General features: G+C 41.3%; 10 protein-coding genes and 2 pseudogenes. 8 read left to right on the forward strand and 4 right to left on the reverse strand.

The features are described from left to right. The first annotated feature begins 59 nt into the window (after window positions 1-59). The 5 genes and pseudogenes from FSB73_RS11290 (at window position 60) to FSB73_RS11310 (ending at window position 11011) form a co-directional block, all read left to right on the forward strand. Window positions 60-1321: pseudogene (locus FSB73_RS11290) on the forward strand (adenylosuccinate synthase). Window positions 1322-1407: 86 nt separating this feature from the next. After that, window positions 1408-1866, forward strand: coding sequence for a hypothetical protein (locus FSB73_RS11295; RefSeq protein ID WP_146782008.1), 459 nt, complete (start codon window positions 1408-1410; stop codon window positions 1864-1866). Between the two features lie 144 nt (window positions 1867-2010). After that, window positions 2011-7128: an alpha-2-macroglobulin family protein gene (locus FSB73_RS11300; RefSeq protein ID WP_146782011.1), complete on the forward strand. Its 5118-nt coding sequence runs from the start codon at window positions 2011-2013 to the stop codon at window positions 7126-7128. Window positions 7129-7160: 32 nt separating this feature from the next. Continuing rightward, the gene (locus FSB73_RS11305; protein WP_146782014.1) at window positions 7161-8306 is read left to right on the forward strand and encodes an alpha-2-macroglobulin family protein; all 1146 of its coding nucleotides are present in this window, start codon (window positions 7161-7163) and stop codon (window positions 8304-8306) included. 128 nt (window positions 8307-8434) lie between these two features. Further along, window positions 8435-11011 (forward strand): bifunctional UDP-N-acetylmuramoyl-tripeptide:D-alanyl-D-alanine ligase/alanine racemase, encoded by a 2577-nt coding sequence (locus tag FSB73_RS11310; protein WP_146782017.1) that lies wholly within the window; start codon window positions 8435-8437, stop codon window positions 11009-11011. 145 nt (window positions 11012-11156) lie between these two features. On the opposite strand, the gene FSB73_RS11315 is transcribed toward FSB73_RS11310, so the two are convergent. Beyond that, window positions 11157-11315 carry a virulence RhuM family protein gene (locus FSB73_RS11315; protein ID WP_146782020.1) on the reverse strand — a complete coding sequence of 53 codons (159 nt, stop codon included), beginning with the start codon at window positions 11313-11315 and terminating at the stop codon, window positions 11157-11159. Between the two features lie 1242 nt (window positions 11316-12557). Here FSB73_RS11315 and FSB73_RS11320 point away from each other — a divergent pair. From FSB73_RS11320 to FSB73_RS11330, 3 genes and pseudogenes are all read left to right on the forward strand, one after another. Further along, window positions 12558-13946 (forward strand): Fic family protein, encoded by a 1389-nt coding sequence (locus FSB73_RS11320; protein WP_146782023.1) that lies wholly within the window; start codon window positions 12558-12560, stop codon window positions 13944-13946. A gap of 119 nt (window positions 13947-14065) precedes the next feature. After that, window positions 14066-14356, forward strand: a pseudogene (locus tag FSB73_RS27575) (zinc ribbon domain-containing protein); the annotation flags it as partial. Between the two features lie 319 nt (window positions 14357-14675). After that, window positions 14676-17384, forward strand: a complete 2709-nt coding sequence (locus FSB73_RS11330; RefSeq protein WP_146782026.1) for a DEAD/DEAH box helicase — start codon at window positions 14676-14678, stop codon at window positions 17382-17384. A 217-nt stretch (window positions 17385-17601) separates the two neighbouring features. On the opposite strand, the gene FSB73_RS11335 is transcribed toward FSB73_RS11330, so the two are convergent. The 3 genes from FSB73_RS11335 to FSB73_RS11345 form a co-directional block, all read right to left on the reverse strand. Continuing rightward, window positions 17602-18252 (reverse strand): hypothetical protein, encoded by a 651-nt coding sequence (locus FSB73_RS11335; RefSeq protein ID WP_146782029.1) that lies wholly within the window; start codon window positions 18250-18252, stop codon window positions 17602-17604. Between the two features lie 362 nt (window positions 18253-18614). Next, window positions 18615-20447: an aromatic amino acid hydroxylase gene (locus tag FSB73_RS11340; RefSeq protein ID WP_146782033.1), complete on the reverse strand. Its 1833-nt coding sequence runs from the start codon at window positions 20445-20447 to the stop codon at window positions 18615-18617. 232 nt (window positions 20448-20679) lie between these two features. Beyond that, entirely contained in the window at window positions 20680-21480 is an 801-nt protein-coding gene (locus tag FSB73_RS11345) for an FkbM family methyltransferase (protein WP_146782037.1), read from the reverse strand. Window positions 21481-21535 lie beyond the last annotated feature (55 nt).

Raw genomic sequence — 21535 nt, forward strand, 5'->3', positions numbered from 1 at the left:
TAAATTCTGATTTTGGAATATCAGACTTACATTTGCTTTTTAATCAATTTAAACAAATAATGGTAGATGTTATTCTCGGCCTGCAATGGGGCGACGAAGGAAAAGGAAAAATAGTTGATTACTTTGCACCTAATTACGATATTGTTGCCAGGTTTCAGGGTGGACCCAATGCGGGGCACACACTGTATGTAGAAGGCAAAAAAGTCGTTTTGCATCAGATTCCATCTGGTATATTCCATCAGGGCGCTCAAAATATCATCGGTGGCGGTGTTGTTTTGGATCCGGTGATCCTGCAAAAGGAATGTGATACCGTCGAGGGCTTTGGCATTGATGTAAAGAAAAACCTGTTTTTATCCCATCGTACCAATTTGATTCTTCCCACACACAGGGCTTTGGATAAGGCCTCTGAAATGCAAAAAGGGGAAGGCAAGATCGGATCTACCTTAAAAGGGATCGGCCCGGCATATATGGATAAAACCGGTCGCAATGCGCTGCGCGTGGGCGACCTTTTGAATAAGAATTTTACCTCGCAGTATATAAAACTACGTTTAAAGCACCAGCGTTTACTGGATAATTTTAATTTTACAGAGGATATCTCTGCCTGGGAAGATGAATTTTTCGAAGCAATTGAAAAACTCCGTTCCTTTAAGATTATCAATTCTGAATATTATATCAATGATGCCATTACCGCCGGCAAAAAAGTGTTGGCAGAAGGTGCGCAGGCAGCCATGCTGGATATTGATTTTGGTACCTATCCTTATGTTACCTCTTCCAATACCATTTCTGCGGGTGTTTGTACCGGTCTGGGTGTGGCACCGCAGAAGATTAAAGAGGTGTTGGGTGTAACCAAATCCTATTGTACGCGTGTAGGCAGCGGTCCTTTTCCCACAGAACTGGAAAATGAAACAGGGGAGCAGCTGCGTCAGATAGGTGGCGAATTTGGCGCCACTACCGGGCGTCCACGCCGTTGTGGATGGATTGACCTGGTTGCCCTTAGATACGCCTGTATGATCAACGGGGTGACCCAGGTGGTCATGACCAAAGCCGATGTGTTGGATAAATTTGAGAACCTGGATGTATGTACCGCTTACAATATCGATGGGCAAAGTACGACCCAAGTTCCGCTTCAGATGGAAAAATCGCCTTTAACTCCTGAATATCAAAGTTTTAAAGGCTGGAATACGGACACATCTAACTTGAGGCAGCGGCTGAACTGCCTAAAGATATGGATGCGTATATCCATTTTATAAATGAGTATCTGGGTGCACCAATCAAGTATGTATCCAATGGTCCGGGTAGAGACCAGCTCATTTCTCTGTAAAAACATTAGCCCGAAAAAATAATTGAAAAAAAATTTGTTTGATTGGAAATCTGTTTGAAATTTTACGGTAGAAATCTTGATGAATTATGGCAACAAAATCTGACAAGGGCGCAAATAAAAAGCTGCCTGCTAAAAAAGTAGAAGATCCTTCAAAGGGTACAGGATCTAAAACAAAAAAAGACCAGGATCTGGATAGAGAAGAGGATGATCTGGATGAAGATCTGACCTTTTTCGATGCAGACGAAAAGAAGGGTAAAAAGAAATCAGGACCCAAAAAGTCTTCCAAGGCGTCAAAAGACGATGAGGATGAGGACGAAGAGGATTTTGATGATCAGGATGATGATTGGAACGACGTTGAAGCTGACGATGACTGGGATCCAGATTTCGAGGAGTTTGACATCCCTAAATCTAAAAGTGCTAAAAAATCCACCGGCGGAAAGAAAAAGGAGAAGCTGGAGGAGGAGGATGACTTTAAATTTGAGGAGGATGACTTCGGTGATTTAGATCTGTTTGACGACGATTTTGAAGACGAAGACGACTTCTAAACCGCCCTGAATTCCCAAAGAATTTATAAGAAACATTCAATTATAACCTAGTTATAATTGAATGTTTTTTTTTATTTATGTAATCAGTTGTTTTTTTGCATCTCAAAGAAAAACTACCTTTATCCATAGTAAAACCCACTTAAGATGAAAAAGACACACCGCATGCTCCTTATATTATGTGTAACCATTCTTTCCACTGCTGCCACCTGGGCACAAAAAAGCCCTACAGATAGTCTGTCACTAAGTGGCCGCTGGCTACGGTGCGAACAACTGACCAGAACCGGGCAGACAAAGGAGGCAATGGCCTTACTGGATACCCTGACTGTTGTGGCCAGAAAAGAGCAAAAAAGAGATTATATTTTAAAGGCTGCCTTTTTCCGGCTGCTGCTCGAAAAGCAAAGGACGGATGAAGCGCCCGGCTTTTATATTGGTTTTACAGATTCACTGATCCGGACAGCCCAGGATCCTGTAGAAAAAAGTATCCTGACGGTATTGAAAGCCAGAGCGTTTATCGCGCTTTATGAACAAAATAGGTATCAGGTTAATGGAAGAACGGCCATTGTAGGCGGTGTGGCAGATGAATCAAAAATCGACAGTTGGACCAAGGCAGACTATGCCTTGAAAATCCATGAACTCTACAGCGCGGCCCTGGCACCAGAAATGCTCCTTAAAAAAACACCCAATAATCAGTATGAAGCCCTGCTGACCCCACATCAAAAGTCAATATTGCGGCCTACTGTCTTTGATTTGTTGGTTTGGGATGCCATGGATTTTTATCGCTCAAGTCCGCTCAATGCAGATACAGAAATCCCCTATACCTTAAACGATCCTTATTTACTGGCCAGCGCAGCAGACTTTGTGGGGCATTCCTTTGACAGTCCAGACAAAAGTGATTCTTTGAATGGAGATTGGCTCATGCTGGGGTATTACCAAAAATTATTGCAGTTTCATTTAAAGCAGCAAAATAATGATCAAAAAAATAAACTGCAAAAGGCGGCCTTAGGAGATCTGGATATGGCAAGGCTGGAATGGGCCTATAATAATAGTACTGATGACCTGGCTGCCCCAAATGCTGGCGCCAAGGGGGAAGGACTGAACAAAAAAGCACTTTACCAGGATGCTTTAACGCAGGCCATTAAGGCTTACACAGGCACCGATGCAGCACTTTCTGGTGCTTCTCAGCTGGCAGCAACCTACATCTGGAGCGCAGAGACCTATAAGCCGTCTGAAGGGCTTGGCTTGGAATTTCACTATGATTACCTGAAGGCACTGGATGTCATCAAGGGTTTTAAAAGTCAGCTTGACCAGGCCATCAAAAAGGCCGGTAATACAAAAAATAAAAACATGCTGCCACCTGGCGCAGCGGGTCTACTGAATTTCCAAAAGCAGATTACGGAGCCTTCCTTAAATATACAATTGGCTGCTTATCATGAGCCGCATAAGTCCACTTTGGCTTTGGTAGAATTTCGCAATCTGACAAAACTCTATTTTAGAGTGCTTCCAAGAGCCAATAAGATGGAGTATACTAATTTTACGGATAGTGTCTGGAACGTTTTGATTAAACGCAAGCCACTCATATCTTTTTCCCAAAAATTGCCTGAGACAGGTGATTACCAAAGCCATAGCGCAGAAATAAAAATTCCGGCACTGCAAAAAGGGGCTTATTGCTTACTTGTCAGCACAGATCCCGCTTTTACTAAAAGCAGTATTTTGGGGGCAGCGACAATTAATGTAACCGATCTGGCTTTTATCACCCATGGCGGGGAGCAGTTTTTTGTCAATAGAACCACGGGTGTGCCCATAAGTGGTGTAAAAGCGACCCTGTATGAACGCAGATGGGAAAATGGTCAATTCGTCTATATTCCAGATACGACCCTTATAGCCGACAGCAAGGGAATGATCCGCTATGAGGATCCTTCTTATAATCAAATGATGCTGGCCACCTACCAGGGAGATACCATCACCAGTGCTGTAAATATTTATAAACCCGATCAATACGCTGATACTGAGGATGAGTCAGATTCCGGCGAAAAAGAGATGCTTTTTTATTTAGACCGCAGTATTTACAGGCCTGGTCAACAGCTGCAGTTTAAGGGAATTGCCACTATTAAATACCCGGACCAAAGAGGTAGAAAATTATTGACGGAAAACTCGGCCCATAAAATTTATCTTGTAAGCGCTGGTCAGAAGCTCGATTCGGTGACACTGCGGGTAAATGAATTTGGTTCGCTGTCGGGTGTATTTAACTTGGCCCAGGGCCATAAACCAGGTAGTTATCAACTTACTGCGGATGATATGGGTGGGATTGCTTACTTCAGGGTTGAACAGTATAAACGGCCCACTTATTTTGTGGCCATTGACACTTTGAAGGAGGCGGTAAAACTGGGCGACAGTATTACGGTTCGTGGCCAAGCGATGGCTTATAGTGGATATCCCATCACAAATGCAGGGGTTGCTATTCGTGTAAACAGGCAGGTGTATTTCCCTTACAGGTGGTTTGGCTACTTGCCGCCAAACCGTCAATCGGCCGTAGCGCATGGCACTGTAAAAACAGATGATAAAGGTCATTTTCAGTTCACTTTCCTGGCCAGCGCCGCAAATAAAGAAGAACTCCGCTTTATGCCCAATTATAATTTTAAAATAGAGGCCAGTTGTACGGATCAAAACGGAGAAACCAGAACAGCTAATAGCCTTATTGTTCTGGGTGCACAACCTTTTAATATTTTACTAAACGTTGCTGAGCAGTTGCCAGATAATTTATTGGATACGATCCTTTTGCAAACCAAAACAGCTGACGGCAGATTTACCCCGCAAGCGGTAACCCTCTCCATTACTGCTCTTGATCCTCCTTCAAGGCTGCTGCGCAGCAGAAGTTGGCATACGCCGGACTTATCGGTGATGGATTCCGTAGATTTTGTCCATGATTTTCCACATGATGCTTATATGAATGAAGCCGAAAAAGATCATTGGAAAAGAGGCGCCGTCGTATTCACTAAGCAGCTGACCACTCGTCCCGAAGGTAAAGTAGCGCTTCATAAAAACTTGCAGCCTGGTTGGTACCTGGTTCAAGCAAAGGCTCCCGGCGAAAACGGACAGGTCATAACAGATAAACGGTATGTGTATCTATATAATCCCAAAGCGCCAGACATTACTTCATTTTACAACTGGTTGGAAAAAGGGAGCACTAGCGTGCTTGCCGGTGAAACCACGGGGTTGACACTGGGCTCGGCCGTGAAAAATCAAACGGTCATTTATTCAGTGACACGGATGGGTAAAAACGGACAGGATCTTAAATATGGCCAGGTGGTCTTAGGTGAGGCGCCTACGCGTTTGCCGCTTACACTGACAGATGCGGATATCTATGGTGCACGGATCGATTATAGTTTTGTCAGGGATAACAGGGTATATACGGGTAGCATGACGGCTAGTCTAAAAGATACGACTACCCAGCCTAAAATCGTTTATGAAAGCTACCGGGACAAGACCTTGCCCGGCAGCCAAGAACACTGGACTTTACACATTGATAAAGGGGGGCAGCGTTTAAAAAATATGGAACTGCTCTCGGGTATGTATGACGCTTCACTGGATCAATTCGCACCTCATTACTGGTCTATACCCTCAATGAAGGGCGGGGGCAGCCTGATTACTTCTGATTGGGGGAATATGGCGGCCTTCCATCAGGAAAGTTTGGCGATCCATCATCCCTCTCAGCTGAGCTATCGTTCAGATGAAAGCTATAATCACTTAATTTTTAAAGACTGGCTGGCCAGTAACAATCGAGTTGTCAGAATGGGCCGCGTTATGCTCAGAGGCGTCCAACTCACAGGTCGCGCTGCTGGCGTCGCAGCCCCTGAAGCGCTAAATGATGTAGTGGCTGTAGGATACGGGACAAAAAAGGAAAAAGTACAGTCTCTTAGCGCCGGTGTAACCATTATCACCGAGCCGGATAATACGACGCATCCTGTACGTACTGATTTTAGAGAAACCGCCTTTTTCTTCCCTGCCGTGCATAGCGATGCAGATGGAAATTACAGCATAGATTTCCAGATGCCCGATGCCCTGACTTCCTGGAAATGGATGAACCTGGCTTATGATAAGGATCTGCATATGGTGTACAGTACCAAAAATGTGGTCACACAAAAAACACTGATGGTCAGCCCGAATATGCCGCGCTTTGTCAGAAGCGGCGATCACCTGACTTTATCTACAAAGGTGATCAATTTAAGCCAGCAGGATTTGGAAACGAACGTTTCCATCGAGTTGCAGGATCCGGCCACTGGTAAACCACTGCACTTCCTGGCTGCTGAGAGCGGTGATAAAAATGACGTGAACCAGAAGGTGGGCGACAGTAAAATTGTTATGGTAAAGGCCAATAGTAATATCCCTGTTCGTTTTGATTTAGTGGTGCCGGAAGGCTTTACAGGTCCTGTAGATATTACCCTTAAAGCTGAGGGCGGTAAATATAGCGATGCTGAAAAGAATGTTTTGCCGGTGATTACCAGTAAAATGCTGCTTACAGAAACCCTTCCCATCTATATGGATGGGGATGGGAAGGCCAGTTTTACCATGGACAAGTTACTGGCACTTAAGGATAATAAAGGCAATAATCAAAAAGAAAACAAGAAACTGATATTTGAGATGACGACAAATCCAATCTGGAATGTAGTCATGGCACTTCCTGAAGTGCATCCAGGTAAAAATCCGGGAGGCATGGAGGTGATCTATCAGCTATATGCTGAAGCAATGGGTAATTATATTGTGAATAAATACCCCGAGATCAGTCGCGTGATTCACAGCTGGTCCAGTGACGCTAGTTTACCAGAAAATAAAAATGCCTTATTATCTCAACTGGAAAAAAATGCGGATCTAAAATCCATATTACTGGACGAGACCCCTTGGGTAATGGAGGCGCAAAATGAAACCCAACGCCACCAGGCGCTGGTGCGATTCTTTGATAAGGATAAAATGGATTCTACCCAGCGGGCCCTGGTGAGTCAGTTATTGGCATTACAGCAACCCGATGGCGGTTTTAGCTGGTTCTCCGGTGGCCGTTCCGATGTCTTATCTACTCAGTGGGTCTTAAGTGGCATAAACCAGCTCACCGGTAGTAAGTTAAAGGATGTGTCGCTTTCCCTGCCTTTGGCAGATATCGCCCAAAGGGCGAGCGGTTATTTGAACAGTTATTATCAGATGCGCTATGCACAGTGGAAAGAAAAGATAAAGGCGGATAGTATCCGGCTACAGGCTAATAAGGGGATTTAAGTAAACTGGATACAATCTATCCAATAAGTGCAATGGAAATTCACTATCTATATGCTTTAAGCTTAAATAGCGATCCTGGCAATTTAGACGTCGTGCAGCAGCATTTTTTGCAGGCAGAAAAACAAAACTGGCAGCAAAAATCTAACTACCTGCAGTTAATGATCGCAGCCACCCAGTACCGCATGGGGGATCAGGGCTTTGCCGTAAACACGGGGCTAAGCGCCGTGCTGAATAGGTCGATCCTAAAGGCTGGTATCGGCAGGTATTGGAAAGAAAGCGAAGACTATTATAACTGGTCTTCCAGCGCTTTGCCTGCACAGGCTTTGGCCATTAGTCTGTTGACGGAAGTTGGAAAGAGTAGCCAGGGTTATAGCACCCATCCTGAGTGGCAGGCTTATTTATCTGAATTGCAGCGTTATCTGATTGGTCAAAAGCAGGTCAATCACTGGCCGGCAACAAGAGCCACCATTGATGCCTGCGTAGCCATCATTGATGCCACTCCAGGCGAGCTGACCTCTGATCGAAAAGTAAACGTACAAATAGGTCACTTGAAACCAGATCTTACAAAAGAGGCCGGCACTGGATATTTTCGTTATGAAATAGCCGGCAAGGATATTACACCAGATATGGGTAAAGTCACCCTTCAATTAAAAGGTGCCGGTAAAAACAGTCCGGTGCCGGTATATGGCGGTCTTTACTGGCAGTACATTAGTCCTATAAAGGCAGTTGAGCAGGCCCCAAAGACGACTGGTATCACCCTTGAAAAGGCTTTGTATAAAGAAGTAAATACTACGAGTGGCAAACAGCTGGTGGCTTTAAAATCTACTGATATACTGCAAGTGGGGGATAAGCTGGTCTCCAGACTAATTATCCACTTGGACAGGGGTATGGATTATCTGCATCTTAGAGAAATGCGCGCAGCTGGTGTGCAGCCTGACCAAAATATCAGTGGGTATGCGTATCAGGACGGCCTTTCTTATTATCAGGCCATCAGCGATATGACTACAGATCTGTATTTTGATCATATAAGTAAAGGGGCATACGTTATCGAGTATCCGGTTCATGTAAGTCATGCGGGCAGTTTTGCTGCCGGCACTGCCACTATAGAGTCTTTTTATGCTCCTTCATTCGCTACGCATACGGAAGGCGTCAGTATAAAGGCAACCCAGGCTAATTAGCCTGGGGACTTTAATGACAAAGTTGGGCATAAAGTTGGCAGATTAATGGGTCATAGAATTGGTGATAGAATGGGAAGTGTCCGATAGGTCATTCTCGTTATTGGTTTTAATTATTTTTTGATATCTATATGGCATATTCAATTATTGAAATAGTTGAGGTATTTAAGGAACTGGGCGTTTTAGATGTGCCAGCGGGAAAAGCGTATAAGTCCAGCCGGGAACTTATTATACGGCCAGAGGATAGAATTGAACATTTGGCAACAGATAGCCGCAAAATTAGTTTTGCGGCTACTTCGCTGTTTTTTGCCTTAAAAACGGCCAGCAGAGATGGGAAAGATTTTGTCTGGCAAGCGTATGAAAATGGCGTCAGAAATTTTGTCTTGCAGGATAGCGCTGGTTTGCAAATAGAGCCGTATATAAATGAGATGCCTGAGGCCAACTTGGTTTTTGTAACCGATACGACCCTGGCGCTTCAAAAGCTGGTGGGTTTTCATAGAAGACAATTTAGTTATCCGGTCATTGGCATTACTGGCAGTAATGGAAAAACGGTTGTGAAAGAGTGGCTGAACTATTTGTTGGAAGAAAGGTTCAGCATTGTGCGCAGCCCCAGAAGTTTTAATTCCCAAATCGGTGTCCCCATAAGCGTTTGGGAAATGAATGAGCAGGATGAGTTGGGTATATTTGAAGCGGGGATATCTACCGTAGGTGAAATGCGTAAGCTGCAGGAAATTATCCGACCCACTATTGGTATATTGACCAATATTGGTGACGCGCATGATAGCGGCTTTGAAAGTAAAAAGCAGAAATTAGTAGAAAAACTCCTGCTTTTTAAAAATGCACAGGTGTTGTTCTACAACAGCGAGGATGACTGGATTAAAAAGGAGGTCACGGTCTTTTTTGAAAATAGTGCCACCCGGCTTATGCGTATTGGGAAGGACAAAGGTGCAGATATCAGGTTGTCAGATATTGCACTGGAACAAAATGATCAAAAGGTACAAAATAGACAAAAACAAACAACAAGCATTACGGCAGAGATTCAGGGGACAAAGGAAGGTAACTCCTCATTTAAGTTTAATATCCCTTTTACGGACAGTGCAGCCATTCAAAACGCAGGTATTTGTCTGGCAGTTTCCAAATATCTGGGGCTTGATCTGGATGTTTTTGCACAAAAAGCAGCTGCTTTACCGGCCATTGATATGCGTTTGCAGGTACTGCCGGCTATTAACCGTTGCTCAGTGATTAATGACAGTTATAGCCTGGATCAGCATTCCCTTCAAGTGGCCCTGGATTTATTAAACCAGCAATTGCCGTCCAAGACCCTGATATTGTCCGATATTCCAGGATTAAAGGAACATGAAAAGGAAGTTGCCTATCAGCAAATGGCGGGCATTATCCATAATAAACAGGTACACCGGTTAATTACCATCGGCCCTGAATGGAAAAATGCAGCCGGCCAGTTAAACGTGCCCGTCCTGGAGCAATATGATAGCACAGTGGCTTTTACCAGCAGTTTTCAACCGGGTCGTTTTAAGGACGAAGCCATTTTGCTCAAAGGGGCCAGACGGTTTCAATTTGAAAGGATCTTTAACCTGTTGCAGGAAAAAGTACATCAGACCCGATTAGAGATTAACCTGACAGCCATTGTACACAATCAAAAATTATACCGCTCTTTACTAAAACCTGGCGTTAAAATGATGGCCATGGTAAAGGCATTTGCCTATGGCAGCGGTCTTTTAGAGATGGCCAGCGTGCTGCAGTATCATCATATTGACTACCTGGCCGTGGCCTACGCGGATGAGGGTGTGGCTTTAAGAAATGGGGGTATTACCGTGCCTGTTATGGTCATGAATGTAGATGAATATGGTTTTGAGACTTTGATCTCGCATCAATTAGAACCAGAAATCTATTCATTTAGGATCTTAAAACAGTTTATAGATTTTTTAAATAGCCAGGGGCTGAGCCAATATCCGGTCCATATAAAGCTGGATACCGGGATGCACCGTTTGGGATTTGATCCTAAAGAAGTTCCAAAACTGGCTGCGCTGCTAAGTCAGCAGCGCAGCGTATATGTAAAATCTGCTTTCAGCCACTTTACCAGTAGTGAGGACGAGGCAGATGATCAGTTTACCTTAAAGCAAGGTCATTTATTGGTGCAAGGATGCGACCAGTTAGAAAAGGCTTTAGGATATAGCTTTATCCGACATATTGCCAATACGGCGGCCATTGCCAGATTCCCGCAGTTTCAATTGGACATGGTTCGTTTGGGCATCGGGCTGTATGGGATCAATACCACCCACGAAAATTTGCCCATCAGAACGGTGGCTACACTCAAAGCCACCATTGCCCAGATTAAGGAATTAGCAGCTGGAGAAACGGTAGGGTATAACCGGAAAGGCAAGGTGGAAGAAAAAACCAGGATCGCCACCATAAGAATCGGGTATGCAGATGGTTTTAGCAGGTTACTAAGCAATGGCAACGGCAAAGTACTTTTACATGGAAAAAGATGCCCTGTCATTGGCAATGTATGCATGGACATGACTATGATTAATATTAATCAGGCACCTGAGGCGAAAGAAGGGGACGAAGTGGAAATTTTTGGCGCTGAACTACCTGTCCAGGAAATGGCCGCTGCCAGTGCCACCACAAGCTATGAGGTCTTTACCTCTATTGGACAAAGAATTAATAGGATTTATGTAGAAGATTAAAGTCAAGGGGAATGACGGGGTTGAAGGATCCTGGCAATTACGATGGCAAAGTCAATATTCACAGCCACAGCCATAGTCATAACCATCGTTGTCGTCATATGCGAAGTCTTGATGTAAAGTGGGAAATTTACTGATCTTGTAATAGCTAATCTTGATTTATTTGCAGAAATGGATTAAAGATTGCAGCCCAGTTTTGCATGGTCATGGCAACTTCCCTTTCCCCCTGATGTTTTGCAAAATTCAGATAATCTTTAACGAGGGCCGCTTCCTTTAACCCAACTTGCAGACTAATTAGTCTAAGCATAGACTAGCTGGGTCTTTGGTTTTTTGAGGTTTCCAGTTTGTGTACTATGGATTTTCGTTTTGTGAAGGGTATGCTTTTATAATGTAATGTATCATATATTGTTTTTAATGATTTGTTTGGTTGGGAGCACTTCCCGACGGCTATCAAATCACCATATTGATTATGCCCGGTAGTAGTGGTAATCTTTTGCGTATTACGAATTCTTAAAATTTCCGTCCAGTATGAAGAAATGCCCCTTGCCTTCAACTGATACCTGATTGTATTTACGACCCAGTACGACAATAACACCTAATGAATATGAGCCATTGTATTTGTGTCTGTGGGTCTAATAGCTAAATCAGATTTTGGGCACCTGAAATAATTTCGTAAAACTTTACATAGTTTTTTAAATTCATCAAGCAGTATTTAAAAGTAAAATCTTTTTGGAGGTATTCGGAAAACGCAGTGAAGACGCAAGTTTATATTGCAATGATTACTTATACACTAATTTCTATAATTCATAGTAAATTGAAGTTGTAATTATCGGTTTATAAAACTTTAGGAATCTTAAGCACATCGTTATTTGATAAAAACAATATAAATAAACTGATTAAAGATAACGAAAAGGATTGCCTGACATCCGTATTAAACCCTTGACACTCTTTGATTAATAACCGGTGGCTAGTGACTGGAAATAGATAACTTAAAATGAGGTCTATTTGGAAATCTGCTTGAAAATTTTCAAAGTCGCCCGTAATAAGTGGAAAATTACGGTAAAAATCGAAGCGGAAGTTTAAAGCTCTGATAAGTTGATTATAATTAAAATTAAACTATAGTTGGCAATAAAATAATCAGGCAAGATTCTTCAAATGTTCTGCATCATATATAAAGAAAATTGAAATATTTGGACCAGAGAACAACCACACGTAGTTACTAAACTAATGTTCAAATATGACTTCGTAGAATCCATGAAACAAGGGCTAATTAGATTACCAAATTATTTTTTCGTATACAACTGCGCTTATTCAAGTTAGCTTGAGCGCCATTTTCCTTTTAAATTATGATTCAAATATAGTAATTCTGTAATATTGTATCTAATCACGCCAAAAGTGAGCTAATCACGCCAAAAGTGAGCTAATCACGCCAAAAGTGAGCTAATTACGCCAAAAATGAGCTAATTGCGCCAAAAATGAGCTAATCACGCCAAAAATGAGCTAATTACGCCAAAAAATGGCTATCTTCGCATTATTAAAAAGCCAATATATGGAAAATATTAACAATGAATTAAATATATTAAAAGCAATAAAGGCGGTAATAAAGGAGTACCCGAATGGTGCACAGATAAAGGATATCCTTGAAAAAAGCAATTTAAATATAAGCAGGAGAACTATATTAAGAAAATTAGAAATCTTAGAAAAAAATAAAGAAATTACATCCCGAAAAGCTGGGCGATCAAGCCGTTACTTTTTAACCGAAGAACAGGGGATTTCTAAAGAACAAATAGAAAAGAGCCAAAACGTAATACCACTAAGTGAGGAGTCAAAAAAAATATTAGAAAACATCCGCAAACCGATTGAACAAAGAACTCCTGTTGGATATCATAGAGAGTTTCTTGAAAATTATATTCCAAACCAAGATAGCTACTTAAACGAAACAGATAAAAAATTGTTAGCAGATCTGGGTAACACCAACCAGCTAAAATACCCAGCTGGCACCTATGCACGAGAAATTCTAAACCGACTACTAATAGACCTTTCATGGAATTCAAGTAGAATGGAAGGGAACACATATTCATTATTAGAAACAGAACGTTTAATTCTTTTAGGTAAGTCCGCCGACGAGAAATCCAACACAGAAACCCAAATGATTTTAAATCATAAAGGTGCCATTGAGTTTCTAGTGGAAAATGCAGAAGATGAAGATATTAACATAAATCGATATACCATTCTGAGCCTGCATGGAATACTTTCAGACAACTTATTACCGGACCCAACCGCTTCAGGTCGACTTCGACGCATTTCAGTTGGCATTAATAAATCTGTATTTACTCCTTTAGGTATACCACAGTCTATTGAAGAGATGTTTAATTTAATGCTTAATAAAGCTCAACAAATAAAAGACCCATATGAACAAATGTTTTTCGTTATGGTGCACCTGCCATATTTGCAACCATTCGACGACGTCAACAAACGTGTATCACGCCTAGCAGCAAATATACCCCTTATCAAACGAAATCTGGCCCCCTTGTCATTTATTGACGTACCAAATGACATTTACGTTTACGGCTTACTTTGTGTATATGAATTAAATAGAATTGAGCTGTTGAAAGATGTTTTTATCTGGGCATACAAGAAATCCTCTGATCGGTATTCAGCAGTCCAGCAATCTATTGGAAAACCAGATGAGTTTCGATTAAAATATCGAAATGAACTACGAACAATTATCAACAAAATAGTAACAGCAAATAATACTTCAAAACAAGCATCTGAAAGCATTCGCCAATTTGCCATAAATATAATGGAAGAGGATCGGTCTAAATTCTCAGAATTAGTGGAACAAGAGCTTATCTCTCTTCATGAAGGCAGCTTTGCACGATATTATATTAGCCCTTCAGAATTCAAAAGTTGGAAGGAAAGTTGGCAAAAGGGTTAAGTCCGAATACAAATTAACTAAATGCTAAAGATAGTTTTTAGTCATAGATACAATTTTTCCAATAATTCTTATTCAAATTATTATGCAATTGTACCAGCCAGTTACCTCAATTACGCCAATTTATCATCTATAAGACTAAGCTGGCCGGAGTACCTGTTATTTTGGTACCGCCAGCCAATACTTCCCAAAGATGTCATAAATGTGGACATATTGAAAAGGCAGGTCCGAAAACTCAATGCGAATTTGTGTACTGCAGCTGTTGTCACGGTGACCATGCGGACAAAAAAGCAGCATTAAACATCACCAAATTAGGCTGCAGCAGGTCTGCCCATGGCCCGGTTGTCCTGGATTTCTCTAAGGCAATGAAATACCCTCGCATAGAAGGCGAGGATATGTTGACTAAATTGTAAACAAAATTCCTTCAGGGGAGCGGATCTGCCCGCTATAGGACGAGAAAATGTAGATAATCAGCCTTATATAATGTCCATTTTATGGAATCAAGTGGCTTTACCCTGTTGTATATTAAAGAGCTAGTTAAAATGTTTGAGGATTGCGCAAGGGAGGTGCCTGCATTATATTCGAATGTAGTCGTAAGGGGTTAATTGTGTTGCAGTACCTGCAAATCTTTAGTTGTTATGTATTTTTCCACAAATTTTAAACATCCCATCCCCGTTGGTCATTCTCATGTACATTTGATTCACTTATAGAATCGTATAAATACATTAAACCGTGATCACATCTGTACAGGAGCATCTAAAAAGGCTCGAAATAGAAGATAAGCACAGCGAGGCAAAAGTATATGCAAAGGGAGTCAGATTGTATGAACTGGCTAGTTGCCAAGTATTGACGCACAGTAAGAATTACTGGGATATTCTGATATCCTCCATTGATCAGGAAGATGAATTGCAGGAAATTGATACAGAAATCAGGATTAATTTTAACGAGGACAGGATCTATCCATCGCATAAAACAAAGGAAGTCGCCTGGACACCGGAGGCAGTAGCCGCCTTAAAGGAAGTTGAGTTTATTTTAAAAAATGACGCACCCAAAACAAAGTCCAGTGGTAAAATGTATACCCGGGAAGGGATGATTAAGCGTGTAATGGATGAGCGTCGGGATAAGGCCTTAAAAGCTGAATATTCCATAAAATTTGCGGACAATATATATGGGGAGCATATACTGACTAATGAGCGGGGTGTGAAATTTAAGATAACGCTCCGTGATTTTGAATCGCAAACGGGCTATATCGATAATATGGATTTGCGCACCAATAAACTGGGCACCACTAAACATATTATGTATGCTTTTGATGCCATAAAAGCCAAACCCAGGGTCTTCAAAAAAATGGACAAAACCTATCCGTTTGTAGAAATCTATCTGGATCCCTTAAACGATTACCAGATTACCTGGCACTATCCGCACCCTTTAACGCCAGCCGCCGAAAAGCTGATCAAAAAATACTTCGGTAGTAAAAAAGTGTTGCCAGCACAAGAGGTAAAGGCTTTTAGTGGCTTTTTGCAAGAGGCTAAACGATTTGCAAAGATAAAGATCAGGCCGGAGGTGGAACAAAAAGTGCAAAAAGCCTGGGATGATGCCTTGCTTGAAGAGGTCAGTAAAGGAGCTAAGCTGGATTTTAATTTTATGAAGGCAAAGTTATTTCCTTATCAAAAAAAGGGTGTCGCATTTGCTGTCTTTCGAGAGGGTGCGATTTTAGCAGATGAAATGGGTCTGGGGAAAACGATTCAATCCATTGCCACCGCCATTCTAAAAAAGAAATATTTCGGGTTCAAAAAATGTTTGATTATCTGCCCTGCCTCACTCAAAGAGCAATGGAAAAGAGAAATAGAAAAATTTTCCAAAGAAAAGGCCATTGTCATAGAAGGGCTTCCCAAGGAGCGCAGCGAACTGTATCTGAAAAGTGATGCTTATTTTGTGATTACCAACTATGAGTCAGTTTTAAGAGATCTGCTGGACATCAATAAAATGGGGCCGGATTTTGTTATTCTGGATGAAGCGCAGCGCATTAAGAACTTTTCGACAATCACAGCACAGAATATCAAACGGATCCAGAAAAAGCATGCGCTGGCGATTACCGGTACGCCCATAGAAAACCGTTTGACAGACTTGTATTCAATCATGCAGTTTGTGGAGCCTGATTTATTAACGCCTTTATGGGAATTTTCTTATCAGCATTGCTTATTTGATGAGATCAAAAAGGACAAGATTACGGGTTACTATAATCTAAACCAGTTGAAAGAGCGCCTACAGCCTTATTTGCTACGCAGGGAAAAGGCAAATGTGCTCAAAGAACTGCCCAATGTTACGGAAATTACTGTTCCTGTTAATATGAGTCCCACACAGGCCGATTATCACGCATCTTTTGCGAAAGGCGTGTCTCAGATACTGCATAAAAAGTTTATCAGTCAATTTGATTTGCAAAGACTGATGTTGTTACTGGCAAATATGCGGATGGTCTGTGACAGCAGTTTCCTGATTGACAAAGAAAGTGAAGACTCACCCAAACTTGATGAATTAGAGCATATCCTGCTTGAAAAAATAGATATTAAAAATTCCACCCGAAAAGTGATTATTTTTTCTGAGTGGACGCAAATGCTGCACATGATCGGAAAAATGTTGCAGCGCAACGGTATCGGTTATGCACAACTAAGTGGTAAGGTTGCTGTTAAAAACAGAGGGTTATTGGTGAAGAAGTTCGAGACCGATGAGAACTGTAAGGTGTTTTTATCTACAGAGGCAGGGGGAAGCGGTTTGAACCTGCAGGTCGCAGATACTGTCATTAATTTTGAACTTCCCTGGAATCCTGCTAAAAAAAATCAGCGAATTGGACGTATTGACCGTATTGGACAGCAAAATAAACAGTTAACGGTCATAAACCTGATTACGCAAAATTCCATTGAAATTAGTATCGCCGCTGGCCTGCATTTAAAACAATCCTTATTTGATGGTGTCTTAAGCACAGCCAAAGGTCCTGATTTTGTTGATTTCTCCAATACAGGCAAGGCACAGTTCCTGGTAGAATTAGAACAAATGTTGGCAGCTTTAAATCAAGGAGAGCAGCCAAACGGTGAACAGGCAGAGACAGAGCAGGAGAAGCAGCAGCCTGAAGCGACCATTGACAGTATTGACGAGGTTGTGGCTGAGCAAATAGATGCGGTAAATGAGGTAAATGAAATATTAGAACAGAGGGATGTCGCCGCGTCCAAAGACAACTCACATGGGAGTGCAAAATCTAGTGAAACCAGATCCGCAAGCCAGTCCTCAGAAGCCTTGGAAAAAGTCTTAAACAATGGAATGGAATTCTTATCCGGTCTTCTACAAATGGCAACAGGAAACGCGATGGGGCTGGAGAATAAGAAAGTAGAAATAGATAAGCAAACTGGGGAGGTTGTGATGCGCTTTAAATTACCGAAACTTTGATAGGTTAAACGAATTAATAAACCTTATGTGGGTTGAATTTCCTACGGAAATTCAACCCACATAAGGTTTATTAATCACCCTGCCATAAAACCGGAAGGTGAATGATCATAAAATACAGGAAAGCACTAGAATAAAAGAAAATACAAGAAATTACTAGAAAATTCACTGGCGCAAAATACAGTGCCAAATTAGGTGTCGGACTCCTTTCAATAAGCCATTAAACCCATTGAACAATCTTTACCGCCATATAAAATCCCAGCATGACAATAGCTGGGGAAAGATACCAGGCTGTATTTGCTTTGATATAGACACTTCGCAGGCTCTGAAAGACGATGGTGATCATTAGGAAAAAGGCGTAGACACTAAAAATGGTCGACCAACTGCCGCTGAAAAATGAACCAAAGCCGCCCATAAAATTATACCCTGAAAAAAACAGGTTCAAAAGGCAAATCAAAACCAGCAGAACCAGTAGCGGCAGTGCACATAAAGCGCCTGTAAGTAGCTCATTTTGAAATTCTGTTTGTTTATGATGAATCTTTTTAATGCACCAGGTAAGTAGGCCGATAAAGATCAGTGCAATCATAACAGCAATGCCGATCTGTAAAAAAAAACGAAAACCTACAAACCTTCTGGCAGAACCTACCAGCAGATAAGGTAGCAGGGTATACAAGATACCAGCCAGTAAGATAAGCACTATGGATTTGACCTGCGCATCGGATTGCTTAAATTCCTGATTGAGTTCCAACGGTTGGCAAAAAACTTTTTTTATAAGTGGTCCGAAGCCTTCGGCCAGAAACTTTTTGGCGGCTTCACCGGATTCTTTAAAATCTGCGAAGTGCTCTTTGTTTGGATTTGCATTTGTTTCCATATTACCAGGTTTTAGGTGAAAAGATGGTGGCTAACATACTGCTAGCGTGAAATTAATGCATTTTGACAGTTTCATTATAATTATGTTTCGCACAGGCTGTGGATTACTTGGGTTTTATGGAGAATGACCAGCAGGAAAATGAGGGAGAATAATAGCAGAATCCGCGGAGCAGATCAATAAAAAGCGCTGCCTATTTGTGTAAAAATAAGCAGCGCCCGCGCTAAAATGGCGCCAAAAAGAACCTATTTTGAATTGTACTTTGCCGTTTTAAGATGGCTACTAGCCAAATTTGTGGTTGTTTGTAGCATAATGTGATTGTAATTTGTTGAATACCAATAATGTATGTTTCTTTCTTTTCCGCTTCAGTTTTCTCTTTCAGGATGTACGTATAGACTAATATCCGGTTGGTCTATTAGTTGCAGGCCATCCTCAATCAACTTGGTCAGATCTGACTTTGTCGCGGCCTTTTGTTCTAAATAGCTCCGTATGTCTTTACTTGCTTGTTCAAATACTTCGTTATGTAGCATTAATTCGAGGATTTCCAGGGGACCCAGCCAATCCTCGGGATGGTCTTGTTTCAGGGTTTCCCAAAGACCTGGCAGGTTTTGCAGGGCTGATTTATTCTCTTTCAGCGTTCGGATATCGCGGATCTGTCCATAAATGCCTTGTTTGGCTATGGTTTTTGAATCGTAATGGATCTTGGGCTCATCTGTTGGCGCTTTTACATCCAGGGGATAGTTTTTCTTATCGGCGTGTCCGTTAAATACAGAAATAATCCTTTCACCTACGGCCATATCGTATGCTCCTAGGTTGGGCTCAAACAATATTTGACCGCTTGGGCGATTAGTGACAGTGCATTGATTAAAATGGATGAGTAAATTTTTGCCATCCTTTGTGGTAACGCCCGTTACTGCTCCACTAACTTCAATGCCACTCGTAAAAGAAAGGGTCGTTTTGTTGCCGGCAAATATACCGAGCTTTTTTAGGGTAATGCTATCGGCATCTTCCAGTGGTTTATTTAGGTTTTTGAGTTTCCCTACCGGTGAACTGAAGCCATCCATATGTGTAGCGGTTCCCTGGCCTTCCAGCTCATGGTCTTTATAGCTGATTGAAACGGGACCGTTTAGGCGGATAAAGGTTGGTTGGGAAACTGAACTGTTTTTTTCTATTGGTTGAGGTAGTGTCAGAGCGCCACCAGCCTCAGTGAAAATACCACTAACCTGTAGCCCGGAGCTATAGACTGCAGTGGCTATATTTTTACTTTCAATGGCTTTTTGCAGCCCCGGCATGCCACCTACTCTAAATGCCATGGTGTCTGCAAAAGCCTCCAAAACGTCAATCAGATTCTGAAAAGTAGGGGTTACAAATAATTGCGGCTGAGCCTTTGTGATATCATAAGGCTGATCGGCTGCTTCAAGCGTATACCATCTTTTTTCAACATCTGCTTGCATGCAGCTGACACTTTCTCCGATGGAGGATAATAAACCAGCGCCATAAATCTTTGGATCCTCCAAGGTGCCGATTAAGCCGTATTCCACCGACCACCAGTGTAGCCTACTAAGTAATGCCATTTCTGAAGGTTCGCCCAAATTTTTAAAACAGTCATCCAGGTGCTTTTCTGCCTGTTCAATTTTATTAGGATCAGTTCCAGGCACTTCCTTTAATATGGACAAGGCTCTGATGGCATCGTATAGGGCATAATCCATAGAAGAAAACAGTGCTTTGGCGCCAATGGCGCCAAAGTAACTCAGGTAGTTATTATAATCCGGATCTGCTATAATGGGTGCGTGACCAGCGGATTCATGTATTATATCAGGTGTAGGGGTATAGGCGATATGTTCCAGTTGGCGGATATCAGCAGCGATCACCAAAACTTTATATTCCTGAAACTCCATAAATATGGCCGGCGGAATAAATCCATCCACAGCAACAGCCCCCCAGCCAATTGCGGCCAGGTTATCATTCATCGTCTGCAGATCTGGTATGTGCTCAATGCTAAGACCAGCCCGCTCCAGTCCCTTAATATATGGGTAGTAGGCCACTTTTTTAAGATAGCTGTAGTTTTGGCGCATTACATAGCGCCAGACAGCGTGATCTATAGGTGTATATCTTTCATAATGTTGAGGCACAATATATTGCCTGAGATGGGGTGGCAAACTTGCCACCTGAGGATTATTAAAATCGTTAAAGGACATACCTATACCTTGTTTTACGAAGGGCAAGGTAGGAAATAATTTATTAAATACGAACGTTTGTAAGTAAAAATTGATCTAAAATTGAGCCTGAGACTTTTTAGAGCTGAGGAAGACGTACTGCTTATAATTGGATTGAATAACTTTAAAGTTTTTGGGATTTCATTATTTTGAAGGTAATAGGTATTTTTATTATTCACTTACTTACAAAAGTGAATGTGGTGAATAATTACACTTACTCGATATTTTTAAAAAAGATTAAATCATTGGAAATATTATTTTCAAATAAATTATTTAAAACATCTTGAATCTCACCTTTCCTATAATAATTGTCTTCGCCTAACAACTGCATATTATTGAAATATGTTAAAATTAGTTTAGTGAAATTCTCCAGTTTAACGTTAGCAACATTTCTTAAATGATGCGGTGTGAATTCAATGAAAAGCACTCTACAATGTTTCAATGATTCTTTGGCACCTAATAGGGAAAAGTATTCAGCACCTTCAACATCAATAATTAAAAAATCTGGAAATTTTAAATTATTATTAGAAATATGTTTGTCAAGGTTTACAACTTCAACTTTTATGTTATTTGGATTATCATAATTGTAGATATACGAAGAAATTCTTGGTTTAATTTTAGAGGCTCCTGAGTTTGCCTTGTTTTGTAAAAATGATAAAGTCGTGTCTTTGTAAAAAGTTCCTTTTTTAAAGATTGTAGCATTGTTTATATTGTTTAATTTCATATTTGCCATTAGCAAATTAAATGAAATAGGATTGGGTTCAAAGCCATAAACATATTTACACTTTTTTGATAAGGGAACCAACATCGTCCCTATATGAGCACCTAACACATAAAGAATGTCATTAGTTTTAAGGTAGCATGAAATTGAATTTAATTGGGGTAATCCATATCCATTTTCAAACCCCAAAAAATTAGATATTTCAGAATCGTCTAAATCTGAAATAATTTGTCCATTTTTAGTTTCATAATATACTCCACAGGCATTAGGGCCGAATAGTTCTAATGAGACCATGCGCTTTATTTTTGAACTGAGAAATTTTAAATACAAGAATAATTTATAAACATCA

Origin of the sequence: Arachidicoccus ginsenosidivorans (assembly GCF_007971385.1) — a bacterium.
GTDB classification, from domain to species: Bacteria; Bacteroidota; Bacteroidia; order Chitinophagales; family Chitinophagaceae; genus Arachidicoccus; species Arachidicoccus ginsenosidivorans.